The following is a 13,138-nucleotide window of genomic DNA, read 5'->3' on the forward strand; positions in this document are numbered from 1 at the left end:
CCTAGCGGCGGTCGTAACGGCCGCGGTCGGTCGCCAGCACGACGGTGGCGATCATCGTCGCCAGGATGGCCACCCCGATGACCATCATGACCAGCATCTGCGGACCCATGATCGACATGCCGAGGGCGTGCGCCGGGTCGGGCGGCGGCGTCCCCCGGCGGGCCGGCCACGGGGTGAGCAGCGCGAGCGCCGCCAGCCCGGCGAACACCGCCCCCGAGACCGCCAGCGCGAACCGCCTGCCGTGCACCATCGTCATCGGCATCAGCCCGGCCGGGTTCATCATGAACATGATCATGAACACCGCCATGATCATCATTTCCATCACCATCATCAGGACGATCAGCACCCCCAGGTAGGCGAGATCGATCAGCAGGAACAGCACGCCCACGGCGGCCAGCGACACCAGCAGCGCGAACGTCGCCCGCGCCATCGAGTCCACCGTGAACACCGCCACCGCGCCCGCCACCGACAGCACCGCCAGCGCCCAGAACGCCACCACCGCCATCAGATCACCACCAGCCCGACGACCAGCATCTGCAGCAGCGCCGCCGGGATCAGCACCAGCCACGACGCCTGCGTGAACCGGTCCATCCGCACCGCCGGCACCCGGCGGCCCGCCCACACCAGCACGCCCAGCACCGCCACCGTCTTGACCAGCGTCCAGGCCCACGACGGCAGCAGCGGCCCCGCGCCGCCGCCCAGGAACAGCGGCACGGCCGCCGCCGACGCCACCACCAGGAGCGCGTACCGCCCGGCCTGGAAGACCAGGCGATCCGGCCCCGCCAGCTCCACCCGCACCCCGCCCGCCACCTCACCGCCCACCGGCTGCCCGAACGGCCCCCAGAACGCCATCGCCAGCGCCGACACCAGGTAGATCACGAACGCCACCGGCATCCACACCACGAACCACACCTCCCGCTGGGCGGCCGCGACCTCCGTCACGCTCAGCGACCCCGCCCCCAGCGCCGCCGTGATCAGCGCGAACATGTGCGGCAGCTCGTACGCCAGGCCCTGCGCCACGAACCGGTAGCCGCCGACCAGCGGGAACACCGAGTTCGGCGCCCAGCCCGTCAGCCACACCGCGCCCCAGACGCACACCTCCATGGCGTTGAACCACACGACCCCGACAGCCGACTCCACCAACGGCCGCTCCCCCAGCGGCAGCACCACCCCCGCCAGCACCGCCGCAGCCGGCAGGCTCCACACCCCCGCCCTGAGCAGCACCAGATCCGGCAGCACCGTGCGCCGCCGCTGCTGGGTGAGCAGCCGCGCCACCTCCCGCAACGGCGCCGTCGCCGCGCTCCCCCACGCCGCCGGCCGCGCGGCGAGAGCCGCGTCGAACGCCGCCGCGGCCACCGCCAGCACCGCCAGCGTGACCGCGTAGCCGATCAGCGGCCCCACGGTCACGGCCGCCCGCCGTCAGGATCGAACCCCGCCACGACCAGCCGCGCCTGCGCCAGCTCACACCCGGCCAGCAGCGGCGGCAGCACCTCCAGCAGCCTGCCGCCCTCCCCCACCGGCCCCCTCGGCCCCACGTCATCGGCCAGCGGCGACCGATCGCCCAGCAGGCCCAGCGCCCCCTCGACCGCCGCCAGCCAGGCCTCCATCCGCGCCAGCACATCCCCGTCACACGCCGCCGGCCCCCGGAGCCCCAGCGCCGCCCCGTCGGCCCGCCCCACCCCGCGCAGCATCCACCGCAGCACCCACGACCTCCGCACCCGCCGCGCGAACCGCGCGAACCTCCCCACCACCCACCCCTCCCCACCCGGCCCTCCCCCCACGCCCTCCCGACGGCCCGGGAACCCCTCCCCCGCCGCCAGGTAGCCGACGCGAAGCGACCGCCCCTCCCCGCCCAGCAGGCGGCCGGGGCGGAGTGGCCGCCCCTCCCCGCCCGCCACCTGGTCGGCGTGGGGCGGGTTTCCCTCAACGGTGAGGGGGTGGCCCGGGGCTTGGGGCGGGCTGGTGGGAGGGAGGTGGAGGGCGCGGGTGACCAGGTGGTCGCGGAGGAGGCGGGCCTCGGCGGCGGCGGCAGGCCAGCCCGCGACGGCCAGGAGGCGGCCGAGGCTGTCCAGGTGGGCGGCGGCCCGGTGAGCTTCGGCCTCGCCCCGGGTCACCGGCAGGCCCGCCGCCGCGGCGAGCCAGGGCGCGTCCCAGAACCGCTCCCCGTCGGCGGGGCCGTCGAAGCGCGCCTCCGCCTCCTGGATCACGTCACCCTGCATCGTCGTCTCGATGACCAGCCCGGCCGGCCAGTCGGGCAGCACCGGCCCCAGCGGCACGTGCAGCCGGTCGAGCGTCAGCCCGTCCCGATCCGGCCCCCTCTCCGCCATCGCCAGCCCACCGGGACTCCCCATGTGATGCTCATGCCCCCCACCATGCCCGCCGTGAGCCCCACCGTGGCCGCCACCATGCCCGTTGCCGTGACCTGCTCCGTGGGCCCCGCCGTCCCCATCCGGTGAGGGGTCGTGCCCCTCGCCGTGCCCGGTATCGGGTGGGGTGGGGTGGGTCTGGGAGGTGGGGTGGTGGAGGGGGGTGGTCAGGAGGGTGGCGACCTGGGCGGGGGTGGGGGCGGCGGGGAGGTCGGCGCGGGCTCGGGGGCCGGGCATGGCGGCCCAGACGGTCTCGACGGCGTCCGCCAGGCGGCCCGACGGCGGTCCGCACACCACCAGCAGGTTCGCGGCGGCGGGCGAGCCGGCCGCCAACCAGTGGCGTTCGGCCAGCGCGGCCTCGGCGAGGAGCCGCGCGCGGGTGCCGTACGGCACGGCGACGACGAGGGGACGCACGGCCGCCCGGCGCACCAGCCACTCGCTCATGCCCACCGGAACGCCCTTCCCGCCGCCCACCCGCTCATGCCCACCGGAACGCGCCCTCGCGCCAGGCGTACAGGACGCCGGTCATGAGCAAGCCCAGAAAGGCGAACATCTCCACCACGGCCATGGCGCCCATCTCGGCGACGACGAGGGCCCACGGGTACATGAAGATCATTTCCATGTCGAAGGCCAGGAAGACGAGCGTCACGGCGTACCAGCGGACGTGGAAGCGGGACAGGGCGTGCTCGGCGGGCCGCCCGCCCGACAGGAACGGCCCGGTGTCCAGCGCGGGCGGCTGGCGCAGGAGCGCGGCAACCCCGTACACGCCGCCGATCCCGGCGGCGAGCAGCAGCAACAGGCCGAGCACGGCCGCCCAGGCTTCCATGCGCTGTCGCTTCCCGGGACCCAGCCCCCCGAAACGGCCACCCGAGAGCAGCCCGCCGAAACGGCCCGCCTCAGAGGTCGGACCAGGTCACGTCGTCGCGGGCGGTCAGGGCGTCGGCGACGCGGCCGAGAGGCAGGGGCCGGGACATCGGATACGTGAACGGCACCGGCCCGGTCCGCAACATCCACACCGTCCAGGAGGGCAGCCGTTCGCCGAGCTCGGCGAACAGCGGGCGCAGTTCCCTGCCGGAGACGCCGGCGCCGTGCCCGCACGCGGGCAGGGGAACCTCCTCTGGGCGCGGCTACGGGTGTTTTTGCCGGTTCGGCAACAGGATTCACGGTGACCGCGCCGCTTCGCCGATGATCGGCGGGAACCACTTGGAGGATGACATGCCGAAATACGCCCACCGTCTCGTTCCCTCGCCCGCGGGCCGGATCCACCTGGTGGAGGAGGGGGCGGGGCCGCTCGTGCTGCTGGTCCACGGGTTCCCGGAGTCGTGGTACTCCTGGCGGCACCAGTTGCCCGCGCTGGCGGCCGCCGGTTACCGGGCGGCCGCGGTGGACGTGCGCGGTTACGGCCGCTCGTCCAAGCCGGCGGACGTGGCCGCGTACCGGATGGTCGACCTGGTGGAGGACGCGGTCGCGGCGGTGCGCGGGCTGGGCGAGGACACGGCGGCGATCGTCGGCCACGACTGGGGTGCGGGGATCGCCGCGCACGCCGCGCTGCTCAGGCCGGACGTGTTCACCGCCGTCGCGATGCTGAGCGTGCCCTACACGCCGCCGGGCGGGCCGAGGCCCAGTGAGGCGTTCGCGCGGATGGGCGGTGACGAGGAGTTCTACGTCGCCTACTTCCAGGAGCCCGGCCGGGCCGAGGCGGAGATCGAGCCGGACGTGCGCGGCTGGCTCGCCGGCGTCTACGCCGCCCTGTCGGCCGGGACCATGCCGCCGCCGGGCGCGCCGGACCCGCACTTCGTGAGCCGGGGCGGCCGGATGCGCGACCGGTTCCCGTCCGGGCCGCTGCCGGGCTGGCTGAGCGAGGCCGACCTCGACGTGTACGCGGCCGAGTTCGAGCGGACAGGGCTGACCGGAGGGCTCAACCGCTACCGCAACATGGACCGCGACTGGGAGGACCTGGCCGCTCACGCGGGCGCGCCGATCGCGCAGCCGTCGCTGTTCGTCGGGGGCGCGCTGGACGCCACCACCACGTGGCTGTCGGCCGCCGTCGAGGCGTTCCCCGTGACGCTGCCCGGCCTGGTCGCCTCCCACCTGCTGGACGACTGCGGGCACTGGGTGCAGCAGGAGCGTCCCGAGGAGGTGAACCGCATCCTGACCGGCTGGCTGGCCGGCCTGTGACGCCGGGTCAGGAGTTGGCCGGAGCCAGGTGGGCGCGCTCCCCCTGGGCGCCGAACAGCGTGAGCACCTCCGCCGGCCGGCTGCCCGCGCTGCCGATCCAGTGGGGGACGCGGGTGTCGTACTCGGCGGCCTCGCCGGCGCCGAGCCGGAACTCCCGCTCGCCGAGCACGAACCTGACCTCCCCGTCGAGGACGTAGAACCACTCGTAACCCTCGTGGGCCTGCAGCTTCGTCGTGGACTCCCGCCCGGCGGGCGGGTAGACGACCTTGTACGCCTGGACGCCGCCGGCCCGCCTGGTGAGCGGCACCAGCACCAGCCCGTGCCGCCGCACCGGCCGCAGGTGGATGCGCGGGTCGCCGGTGGGCGGCGCGGCGACGAGGTCGTCGAGCGGGACGCCGTGCGCCCGCGCCAGCGGCAGCAGTTGCTCCAGCGTGGGGCGGAGCCTGCCGTTCTCCAGGCGGGACAGGGTGCTCGCGGTGAGGCCGGTCTCACCGGCGAGCGCGGCCAGCGTGGCGCCGCGCGCCTTGCGCAGGGCGCGCAGCCTCGGCCCGACTCCGGCGAGGACGTCTTCTTCAGGGCGTTCCATGCCCCGATGATGCGGATCCGCAACTTTTCTTGCAAGCCGGGAAGGGCGGCGGCGATGCTGGCCGTCCATCACCGACGAAGGGGGCGACCCACATGGATTCCACCCGGACCCAGCGGCCGGGCGGCGAGGACGCGGGGCTCTCCCCGGCACGGCCCACCGGTGAGAAGGCGACGCTGCGGGGCTTCCTCGACCACCTGCGCGACGCCGTCGCCGCCAAGGTCGACGGCGTCCCGGAGCCGCAGGTCAGGACCGCCGGGGTGCCGTCGGGCACGAGCCTGCTCGGCCTCGTCAGGCATCTGGCGTACGTCGAACGCTTCTACTTCCTCGGCGAGGACGCCGGCGACTGGGCCGCGACCATGCGGCCCACGGCCGAGGACACGGTGGACGGCGTGCTCGCCCGCTACCGCAGGGCCGTCGAGCAGGCGAACCGGGTCATCGACGCCTGCCCCGACCTGGACCTGCCCGCCCCGCGGCCTCCGGGCCGGGGCGGGACGCCGTCGATGCGCTGGGTGCTGGTGCACATGATCGAGGAGACCGGGCGGCACGCCGGCCACGCCGACATCCTGCGCGAGCGGATCGACGGCTCCACCGGCCGCTGACCTGCCGCTGACCGGCCGCCCTCGTCACCCGGAGGCGGCGAAGAAGGCGTGCAGGTGCCGGTTGACCGGCTCCGGGCAGTCGAGCTGCGGCGCGTGACCGCACCCCTTGAGGATCTCCAGCCGCGCGTCGGGCAGCAGCTCGGCGAAGCGGCGGGCCCGCTCGACCGGCTGCACGGTGTCCTGCTCGCCCCACAGCACCAGGACCGGCGTCCTCGTGGCGGGCAGGGCGCGCTCGGTCGGCCCCCAGTCGAGGCGGCGTTCCAGCAGGTACGTGGCGCGGAGGTTCTCGTGGAAGGTCATCGGCGCCCACCACTCGTCGACCAGCTGTGCGGTGACGCGTTCCTTGTTGACCATCATGCCCTCGGCCAGGCTCTCCACCGCTGACCGGCCGGAGGACAGCTTGACGGCCAGCTCGCCCACGACGGGGAGCTTCAGCGACTCCCACATCCAGGTGCCGGGCAGGTCCAGGCCGGTGGCGTCGAGCAGGGCGAGCCTGCTGACGCGGGCGGGGTGGCGCTGGGCGAAGGCCAGGGCCCAGCCGCCGCTCCAGGAGTTGCCCGCCAGGGCGGCCCGCCGCACGCCGACGGCGTCCATGAACGACCCGACGGCGGCGGTCATCGCGTCCAGGTCGTAGGCGAAGCCGGGGTCCTTGAGCCGGGTGTAGCCCTGGCCGGGCAGGTCGACCACGTACACGGTGTGGTCGCGGGCCAGCGCCGGCAGCTGGTCCTTCCAGCCGATGACCGAGGTGCCGCCGGGCGACAGCAGGATCACCGGGCTGCCGGACCCGGCCTTCACGTAGTGGAAGGCGGCGATCGGGGTGTCGGCGTAGCGGGACCCGGCCTGGGCCAGGAAGGGCGAGCGGAAGGCGCGGCCGTCCTCGGCCGGCTGCCAGCCGTACGCGCCGAACAGCGTCACGGCCACCAGCAGCGCGAGCGCCGCCGCCAGCACGCGCGGCCAGCGGCGCCTGCGTCCGGGCCGCCGGGCCCGGGTCGGGGGTGTGTCGTCAGGGCGGACCATGTCATCCTCGGTCTCTGTCGTCGAGTCGTTCATGGTCCGGACGGGCGGGCGGTCCAGGGTGTGACGGCCGCTCCCGGTGATCCCGCTCACCCCCCGGGTTCCCGGCGCGGCAGGGCGCGGGCGAGGACGGCGGTGAGCGCGCCGGCCGCGACGACGGTGAGCAGCCCGGCGCGCAGGCTGACGAGGTCGGCGACCACCCCGACGAGGGGCGGCGACAGCAGGAACCCGCCGCGCAGCAGCCAGCTCACGACGGTCAGCCCGGTGCCGGCGGGCAGTCCTGGCAGCTCGTCCGCGGCCTGCATGGCGGCCGGGACGACGGTGGCGAAGCCGAGCCCGGCCAGCGCGAACCCGGCCAGCGCCGCCGGGACCGACGGCACGGCGAGCGCGGCCCCCATCCCGGCGGCGGCCAGGACCGCCCCGGCGCGGACGACGGCGCGGCGGCCGAACCGGTCCACGACGCGGTCCCCGGTCAGGCGGCCGGCGGTCATGGCCGTCTGGAGGGCGACGACGGCCAGCCCGGCGGTGGCGGCGTCGGCGCCCAGGTCGCCGCTGAGGAAGAGGGCGCCCCAGGACGCGCCGGCGTCCTCGGCGAGCGCGCCGCAGGCGGCCAGCAGGCCGAGGACGGCCAGCATCCGCACGGCCGCCCCGGGAAACGCCTCCCGCCACCCGCGCCCGCCAGGGTTTCGCCTTCCGGCGGGCCGCTCGGCGTCCTCCGCGCCGGGGAGCAGGAACCGGTACGCGACGAGCGCGACGACGCTGAACAGCACCGCCGAGATCGTCAGATGGACCGGCAGGGGCAGGCGCAGCCCGGCGGCGGCCGCGCCCATCAGGCCGCCCAGCACCGCGCCGACACTCCACAGTCCGTGCAGCGAGTTGACGATGGAACGCCCGTAGAGCCGCTGGACGCGCAGGCCGTGGGCGTTCTGCGCGACGTCCACGACGGCGTCCAGGGCGCCGACGGCGAACAGCACACCGGCGAAGGCCACCCAGTTCGGCGCGAAGCAGACCAGCAGCGTCACGAGGGCGGTCAGGGCGATCCCCGAGGCCGCCACCCGCGCCGAGCCGAGACGGCGGATGGCCGCCCCGGCGAGCAGCCCCGCCACGAGCGCGCCCAGCGGGGCCCCGGCCACGGCGGTGCCGAACACGGCGTTGCTCACGCCGAGGTCGGCCTTGAGCTCCGGGTAGCGGGGGACGAGATTGAAGAAGACGGCGCCGTTGGTGAGGAACAGGGCCGCGACGGCGGCGCGGGCGCGGCGGGCCTGGACAGTGGGGGGCGCGGCGGGCATGCAGATTCCGATCAGGTGGTACGGGCGGGAGTGCGCGGTCAGCGCAGGAAGCGGTGGACGGCGTGCCGGATCTGCTCCGGCGTCATCGGGTCGGTCGACAGGGCGCTGTGCAGCACCAGGCCCTCGATGAGCGCGTCCAGCTCCCGCGCGGTGGTGGGGTCGAAGTGGCGTTCCAGCGCGCGGCGGCTGCGTGCCATCCACGCCTGGGTGACGGCGCGCAGGGCGGGGTCGCGGGCGGCGGCCACGTACAGCTCGACGCTCAGGACGAAGTCCCGCCGGGAGCCGAGCAGGTCGTCCGACACCAGGGCGATGACGGCCTCGGCGGCGGCGTCGCGGTCGGCGGCGGCCGCCAGGCGTTCGTCGAAGACGCGGGCGACCGCGTCGGCGTGCCGGGTGAACGCCTCGGCCAGGACCTCCTCCAGGGAGGCGAAGTGGTAGGTCATCGAGCCGAGCGGCACGTCGGCGGCGCGGGCGATCTCGCGGTGGGTGGTGCGGGCGACGCCGCGTTCGGCGATGACGGTGAGCGCGGCGTCGATCAGCCGGTCGCGCCGCCCGGGATCGTGCCGGCGCGGACGCCGCCGGCCGGGCGACGGCGTGGCGCCGGTCATCCGGCGCCGGGACCGGGACCGGGTCCGGCGGCAGGTCCGGCGGCGGGATCGGAGCCGGCGGCGGGTCCGGTGGCGCGGATCACGCGGGCGGGGTTGCCGACGGCGACGACGTTGGCGGGCAGGTCGCGGGTGACCACGGCCCCGGCGCCGACGACGGTGTTGTCCCCGATCGTGACCCCGGCCAGGACGATCGCGCCGCTGCCCAGCCACACGTTGTCGCCGATGGTGATGGGCGCGGCCGCCTCCCACCTGGCTCGGCGCAGCTCCGGGTCGACCGGGTGGGTGGGGGTCAGGAGCTGGACGTACGACCCGATCTGGACGTCGTCGCCGATGGTGATCGGCGCCACGTCCAGGGCGACGAGGCCGAAGTTGGCGAAGCAGCGGGCGCCGATGCGGATGTGGCCGCCGTAGTCGACGTGCAGCGGCGGCCGGATCTCCGTGCCCTCGCCGACCGAGCCGAGCAGCTCGGTGAGCAGGCGGCGTCGTTCGCCGGAGTCCCGGGCCGGCGTGGCGTTGAACGCCTCCGTCAGCTCCGCGGCGCGCATGAGATGCTCGGCCAGCTCGGGGTCGTCGGCGAGGTACAGGTCACCGGCCAGCATCCGCTCGCGCATCGTCCGGCCATCCGCATCAGGCATCATACGTACAAGCGTACACATGCCGATTTTTGCCGATCAGGCGCGGTCGAGCCGCTGGAGCAGCCCGTACACGAACAGCGCCCGGTAGCCCGCGCCCTCGTGGGTGAAGCCGGCCGTCCAGTGGTGCGGCGCCCCGCCCTCGCCCTGCGTCGCGCCGGGGAAGGCGGCGAGGTCCGCCACGACGCACGCCCACGGGACGAGCTCGCCGAAGGCGGGCGCTGCGCGGGGGCTCGGCCGGACGAACCACTGGTTCCACACCTCGCCGCCGGGGCCCGCCAGCGCCTCGAACTCCATGCCTGGCCACGACGGCAGCGCCCACCGGAACACCTCGCACGTCAGGCTGCCCGCCTGCCGGACGCCCCGGTGCGCCGGCGGGCCGAGGGCGCGGCGCAGCGCGGCGACGCCCTTCGGCGCCCCGGGCGCGTACGCCATCCGGGTCCAGCGGGCGTGCGCGTCGCGCAGCTCGGCCCGGGTCGCGCCCATCGCGGCCAGCGCCTCCTCCACCCGCGCCGGGTTGAGGTCGCGCATGCGGTGCATCAGGGCCAGCTCGAACTGGCGCACCTCGAACGTCATCCGCCCTGTATACCGTGCCGCGCCATGCCGGGTCAGGTGGCCGGGGTCAGGCGGGCCGGGTCGGGGGCAGGCACACCGGGTCAGGTGGGTGGGAAGGTGACGGTCACCGTCAGGCCGCCGCCCGGGTTGGGGCGGGCGCGGACGTCGCCGCCGTGGGCGGCGGCGATGGAGGCGACGATCGACAGGCCGAGCCCGGCGCCCTGCTCGCGGGTCGTGTCCAGGCGGCGGAACGGCAGGAAGAGGTCGCCGAGCCGGTCGGCCGGCACCTCGGGGCCGGTGTTGCCGACGGTCAGGCGGCGGCCGGCGAGCGTCACCTCGACGGTCCCGCCGGGCCGGTTGTAGCGGACGGCGTTGTCGACGAGGTTGGTGACGAGCCGGTTGAGCAGGACGGCGTCACCGTCCACGACGCACGGCTCGATCCGCGCCGTGACGCTCACCGGGCCGCCCGCCTGCTCGGCCAGCACCAGCCGGGTCACCTCGTCCAGGGCGACGGGGGCGCGTTCGCGCAGGCCGTGCTCGGCCTGGGCGAGCAGCAGCAGGGCGTCGATGAGCCGTTCGCTGCGGCGGTTGTGCGTCAGCAGCTTGTCGCGGATCTCCCCCAGGTCCGGGGGCAGCCCGATCTCGATGGCGGCCCGCTGCACGGCCAGCGGGGTGCGCAGCTCGTGCGAGGCGTTGGCGATGAAGCGCCGCTGCGCGTCCACCGAGCGTTCGAGCCGGTCGAGCATGGCGTCGAAGGTGTCGGCCAGCTCCTTGAGCTCGTCCTGCGGCCCGGTCAGGGCGATGCGCTCGTGCAGCGTCGACAGCGACAGCCGCCGGGCGGTGGCGGTGATCCGGTGCAGGGGCCGCAGCAGCCTGCCGGCCACCAGCCAGCCCGCGAGCAGCGACACCAGCGTCAGGACGCCGACCGCCAGCCACGTCACCTCCCACTGGTAGCCGACCACGTCGTCCACCAGCTCGGGCAGCGGCGGCCGCACCCCGTCTCCGCCTCTGCCGCCGGGCGGGACCTCGGCGGCGGGGGGCGGGACGGGCAGCCGCCCGACCCGGGTGGACAGCGCGTGGCTCAGCAGCAGGTTGACGGTGACGAGCAGCACCACCGACGTCAGCAGGAACAGCCCCGAGTAGACGAGCGTCAGCCGGACCCGGATCGTCGTCACAGCAGGTAGCCCGCGCCGGGCACCGTCTGGATGCACGGCGGGTCGCCGAGCTTGGCCCGCAGCCGGCTGACCACGACCCGGACCACGGTGGTGAACGGGTCGACGTTCTCGTCCCACGCCTCCTCCAGCAACCGCTCGGCGCTCACCACGGCGCCGTCGGCCCGCATCAGCGTCTCCAGGACGGCGAACTCCTTGAGCGACAGGTGCAGGTGGCGGCCGTCGCGGGCGGCCTGGAGGCGGTGCGTGTCGACCACGATGCCATGCTTGGTCAGCACCGGCGGCACCCCGGGCACGCTGCGCCGGCCGAGCGCCCGCACCCGCGCCACCAGCTCGGCGAAGTCGAACGGCTTGGGCAGGTAGTCGTCGGCGCCCATGCCCAGCCCCTCGATCCGGTCCGGCACCGACCCGGCCGCCGTCATCATGAGGATCCGGGTCCGGCAGCCGCGCGCCACCAGCTCACGGCAGACCAGGTCGCCGTGCGTCCCCGGCAGGTCCCGGTCGAGCACGAGCACGTCATAGTCGCTGACCGCCAGCCGCTGCGAGGCGGCCATGCCGTCGTACACCACGTCCACGGCCATCGCGTGACGGCGCAGCCCCACCGCCACCAGATCGGCCAGATCCCGCTCGTCCTCTGCCACCAGAACCCGCATGCCGCCGTTCGTATCGCGGCGGGCGTAACAGCGGCGTTAACGATCGCGTTCACAGCCGCGCAACGGGGCGGCCGCCACGCTGGCGGCCATGATCAGAACACTCTGCGCCGCCGCGCTCGCCGCGGCCTGCGCCCTGTCCCCGGCACCCGTCCCCAGCCCGTCCAGTCCCTCGGAGCCCGGCGGCCGGTGCGCCCCCGCGACCGCGCCGCCGCCGCAGCCGCCGCCTCCCACCACCGTGAACACCCTGCGGATGGCGTACCACTGCGTGCTCGACCACTACTACAGCGGCCCCGCGATGGACCCGCGCGAGCTGCTGAAGAGCGCGTTCTCCGCCTACACGCAGGACCTGATGCGGCGCGGCGCCGACCGGCCCGGGCTGCACCTGCCCGCGCTGACCGGCGACCGCGACGGCGACTGGGCGGCGTTCGCGAAGGTCCTCGGCGACGGCGACCCCGCCGCGCTGCGGGCCGCGATCACCGGCATGGTGGACTCGCTGCAGGACAACCACGCCCGCACGGCCCGCCCGTCGCCGCCGCCGGACGGCGGGCCGGGGGACGGGCCGGTCGGCACCGGCATCGCGGGCCTGTCGGCGGCGCAGGGGCCGAGGTTCGACCCCGCGGCCCGGCCGCCGCTGTTCATCACCCGCGTCCTGGACGACAGCCCCGCCGACCGGGCCGGCATCCGGCCGGGCGACATCGTGCTCAAGGTCAACGGCATCCCGGTGTTCGTCGGCGACCGGCCCAACACGACCGTCTTCGACGTCCTGCCGGGCCCGTCCGTCCGGCTGACGCTCAAAAGGCCCACGTCCGGGCAGGTCCGCACCGTACGGCTCGTCGAAGGCCCCCTCGACCCGCCGCGCGACGAGGTCACGTCGAGGAAGCTGCCGGGCGGCGCCGTGTACGTGAAGCTGCCCGGGTTCTTCCCCGGCGCCGCGGACCAGGTGCTGGCCGAGCTGCGGGACAAGCCGGAGGCGGTCGTGCTCGACCTGCGCGGCAACGGCGGCGGGTCGCCCCGGGAGGTGACGCGGCTGCTCGGCGCGTTCGCGCACGGCAAGGTCACCAGCTACTTCTGCCCGCTGAAGGGGGAGTGCGCGGCCAACCGCACGGACGACAGCGTCCCGCTGCTCGGCGCCCGGCTGGTCGTGCTCGCCGACCGGGGGTGCGCGTCGGCCTGCGACGACTTCAGCGCCGCGGTGAAGGGGCTGCGGCTGGGGACGATCGTGGGGACCCGCACCGCCGGCGCCGTCTCCGGGCCCGCCGCCGGCTACCTGCTGGACGACGGCACCGTGCTGGGGCTGCCCAAAGTCCGGCATCTCGGTCCGAACCGGGAGACGATCGACACGATCGGCACGCCGGCCGACCACCACGCCCCGATGACCGCCCTCGCCCTGGCCACCGGCCGCGACCCGGGCCTGGCCAAGGCGCTGGACCTGCTGCGCTGAAACGCCGGTTGCGCCCGTGCCGCTCGCTCTTCTATGTTATGCCCC

15 protein-coding genes are annotated in these 13,138 nt (G+C 75.3%); 3 read left to right on the plus strand and 12 right to left on the minus strand.

Features of this window, described 5'->3' with window-relative positions:
* Position 1 precedes the first annotated feature (1 nt).
* From AB0G11_RS23230 to AB0G11_RS23245, 4 genes are read right to left on the minus strand one after another with little or no spacing between them, the layout of a single operon-like run.
* The gene (locus AB0G11_RS23230) at positions 2–505 is read right to left on the minus strand and encodes an NADH-quinone oxidoreductase subunit J (RefSeq protein WP_219517880.1); all 504 of its coding nucleotides are present in this window, start codon (positions 503–505) and stop codon (positions 2–4) included.
* The gene (locus AB0G11_RS23235; RefSeq protein WP_357588106.1) at positions 505–1,407 is read right to left on the minus strand and encodes a complex I subunit 1 family protein; all 903 of its coding nucleotides are present in this window, start codon (positions 1,405–1,407) and stop codon (positions 505–507) included. Before AB0G11_RS23235 ends, AB0G11_RS23230 begins: the two co-directional genes overlap by 1 nt.
* Entirely contained in the window at positions 1,404–2,810 is a 1,407-nt protein-coding gene (locus AB0G11_RS23240) for a hypothetical protein (RefSeq protein ID WP_357588108.1), read from the minus strand. The genes AB0G11_RS23235 and AB0G11_RS23240 overlap by 4 nt, the downstream gene beginning before the upstream one ends.
* Before the next feature lie 34 nt (positions 2,811–2,844).
* Positions 2,845–3,192, minus strand: coding sequence for an NADH-quinone oxidoreductase subunit A (locus tag AB0G11_RS23245; RefSeq protein ID WP_357588110.1), 348 nt, complete (start codon positions 3,190–3,192; stop codon positions 2,845–2,847).
* 389 nt (positions 3,193–3,581) lie between these two features.
* Between AB0G11_RS23245 and AB0G11_RS23250 the strand changes: the two genes are divergently transcribed.
* Positions 3,582–4,544 (plus strand): alpha/beta hydrolase, encoded by a 963-nt coding sequence (locus tag AB0G11_RS23250; protein ID WP_219508469.1) that lies wholly within the window; start codon positions 3,582–3,584, stop codon positions 4,542–4,544.
* 7 nt (positions 4,545–4,551) lie between these two features.
* On the opposite strand, the gene AB0G11_RS23255 is transcribed toward AB0G11_RS23250, so the two are convergent.
* Positions 4,552–5,130, minus strand: a complete 579-nt coding sequence (locus AB0G11_RS23255; protein WP_219508468.1) for an XRE family transcriptional regulator — start codon at positions 5,128–5,130, stop codon at positions 4,552–4,554.
* Between the two features lie 92 nt (positions 5,131–5,222).
* On the opposite strand from AB0G11_RS23255, the gene AB0G11_RS23260 reads away from it, so the two are divergent.
* Positions 5,223–5,729, plus strand: a complete 507-nt coding sequence (locus AB0G11_RS23260; RefSeq protein WP_357588112.1) for a DinB family protein — start codon at positions 5,223–5,225, stop codon at positions 5,727–5,729.
* Positions 5,730–5,753: 24 nt separating this feature from the next.
* Here AB0G11_RS23260 and AB0G11_RS23265 read toward each other — a convergent pair whose 3' ends face one another.
* The 7 genes from AB0G11_RS23265 to AB0G11_RS23295 all read right to left on the minus strand — a co-directional run bounded on the left by AB0G11_RS23265 (position 5,754) and on the right by AB0G11_RS23295 (position 11,652).
* Positions 5,754–6,746 (minus strand): alpha/beta hydrolase, encoded by a 993-nt coding sequence (locus AB0G11_RS23265; RefSeq protein ID WP_357588114.1) that lies wholly within the window; start codon positions 6,744–6,746, stop codon positions 5,754–5,756.
* A gap of 86 nt (positions 6,747–6,832) precedes the next feature.
* The gene (locus tag AB0G11_RS23270; RefSeq protein ID WP_219508465.1) at positions 6,833–8,032 is read right to left on the minus strand and encodes an MFS transporter; all 1,200 of its coding nucleotides are present in this window, start codon (positions 8,030–8,032) and stop codon (positions 6,833–6,835) included.
* Between the two features lie 38 nt (positions 8,033–8,070).
* Positions 8,071–8,640: a TetR family transcriptional regulator gene (locus AB0G11_RS23275; protein WP_219508464.1), complete on the minus strand. Its 570-nt coding sequence runs from the start codon at positions 8,638–8,640 to the stop codon at positions 8,071–8,073.
* Complete coding sequence (locus tag AB0G11_RS23280) at positions 8,637–9,278, minus strand: sugar O-acetyltransferase (protein WP_357588116.1); 642 nt, start codon at positions 9,276–9,278, stop codon at positions 8,637–8,639. The genes AB0G11_RS23275 and AB0G11_RS23280 overlap by 4 nt, the downstream gene beginning before the upstream one ends.
* Positions 9,279–9,311: 33 nt before the next feature.
* The gene (locus tag AB0G11_RS23285) at positions 9,312–9,848 is read right to left on the minus strand and encodes a hypothetical protein (protein WP_357588118.1); all 537 of its coding nucleotides are present in this window, start codon (positions 9,846–9,848) and stop codon (positions 9,312–9,314) included.
* A gap of 80 nt (positions 9,849–9,928) precedes the next feature.
* Positions 9,929–11,002 (minus strand): ATP-binding protein, encoded by a 1,074-nt coding sequence (locus AB0G11_RS23290; RefSeq protein ID WP_219508462.1) that lies wholly within the window; start codon positions 11,000–11,002, stop codon positions 9,929–9,931.
* On the minus strand, positions 10,999–11,652 hold the full coding sequence (locus tag AB0G11_RS23295) for a response regulator transcription factor (protein ID WP_219508461.1): 654 nt from the start codon (positions 11,650–11,652) through the stop codon (positions 10,999–11,001). Before AB0G11_RS23295 ends, AB0G11_RS23290 begins: the two co-directional genes overlap by 4 nt.
* Positions 11,653–11,740: 88 nt before the next feature.
* On the opposite strand from AB0G11_RS23295, the gene AB0G11_RS23300 reads away from it, so the two are divergent.
* Positions 11,741–13,093, plus strand: a complete 1,353-nt coding sequence (locus AB0G11_RS23300) for a S41 family peptidase (RefSeq protein WP_357588120.1) — start codon at positions 11,741–11,743, stop codon at positions 13,091–13,093.
* Positions 13,094–13,138 lie beyond the last annotated feature (45 nt).

Origin of the sequence: Nonomuraea sp. NPDC023979 (assembly GCF_040639085.1) — a bacterium.
Taxonomy (GTDB): Bacteria; Actinomycetota; Actinomycetes; order Streptosporangiales; family Streptosporangiaceae; genus Nonomuraea; species Nonomuraea ceibae.

Coding starts and splice junctions, on each gene's coding strand:
- AB0G11_RS23230 (WP_219517880.1), bottom strand. CDS start 505: ATGGCGGTGGTGGCGTTCTGGGCGCTGGCGGTGCTGTCGGTGGCGGGC.
- AB0G11_RS23240 (WP_357588108.1), bottom strand. CDS start 2,810: ATGAGCGAGTGGCTGGTGCGCCGGGCGGCCGTGCGTCCCCTCGTCGTC.
- AB0G11_RS23245 (WP_357588110.1), bottom strand. CDS start 3,192: ATGGAAGCCTGGGCGGCCGTGCTCGGCCTGTTGCTGCTGCTCGCCGCC.
- AB0G11_RS23250 (WP_219508469.1), top strand. CDS start 3,582: ATGCCGAAATACGCCCACCGTCTCGTTCCCTCGCCCGCGGGCCGGATC.
- AB0G11_RS23255 (WP_219508468.1), bottom strand. CDS start 5,130: ATGGAACGCCCTGAAGAAGACGTCCTCGCCGGAGTCGGGCCGAGGCTG.
- AB0G11_RS23260 (WP_357588112.1), top strand. CDS start 5,223: ATGGATTCCACCCGGACCCAGCGGCCGGGCGGCGAGGACGCGGGGCTC.
- AB0G11_RS23265 (WP_357588114.1), bottom strand. CDS start 6,746: ATGGTCCGCCCTGACGACACACCCCCGACCCGGGCCCGGCGGCCCGGA.
- AB0G11_RS23270 (WP_219508465.1), bottom strand. CDS start 8,032: ATGCCCGCCGCGCCCCCCACTGTCCAGGCCCGCCGCGCCCGCGCCGCC.
- AB0G11_RS23275 (WP_219508464.1), bottom strand. CDS start 8,640: ATGACCGGCGCCACGCCGTCGCCCGGCCGGCGGCGTCCGCGCCGGCAC.
- AB0G11_RS23280 (WP_357588116.1), bottom strand. CDS start 9,278: ATGATGCCTGATGCGGATGGCCGGACGATGCGCGAGCGGATGCTGGCC.
- AB0G11_RS23285 (WP_357588118.1), bottom strand. CDS start 9,848: ATGACGTTCGAGGTGCGCCAGTTCGAGCTGGCCCTGATGCACCGCATG.
- AB0G11_RS23295 (WP_219508461.1), bottom strand. CDS start 11,652: ATGCGGGTTCTGGTGGCAGAGGACGAGCGGGATCTGGCCGATCTGGTG.
- AB0G11_RS23300 (WP_357588120.1), top strand. CDS start 11,741: ATGATCAGAACACTCTGCGCCGCCGCGCTCGCCGCGGCCTGCGCCCTG.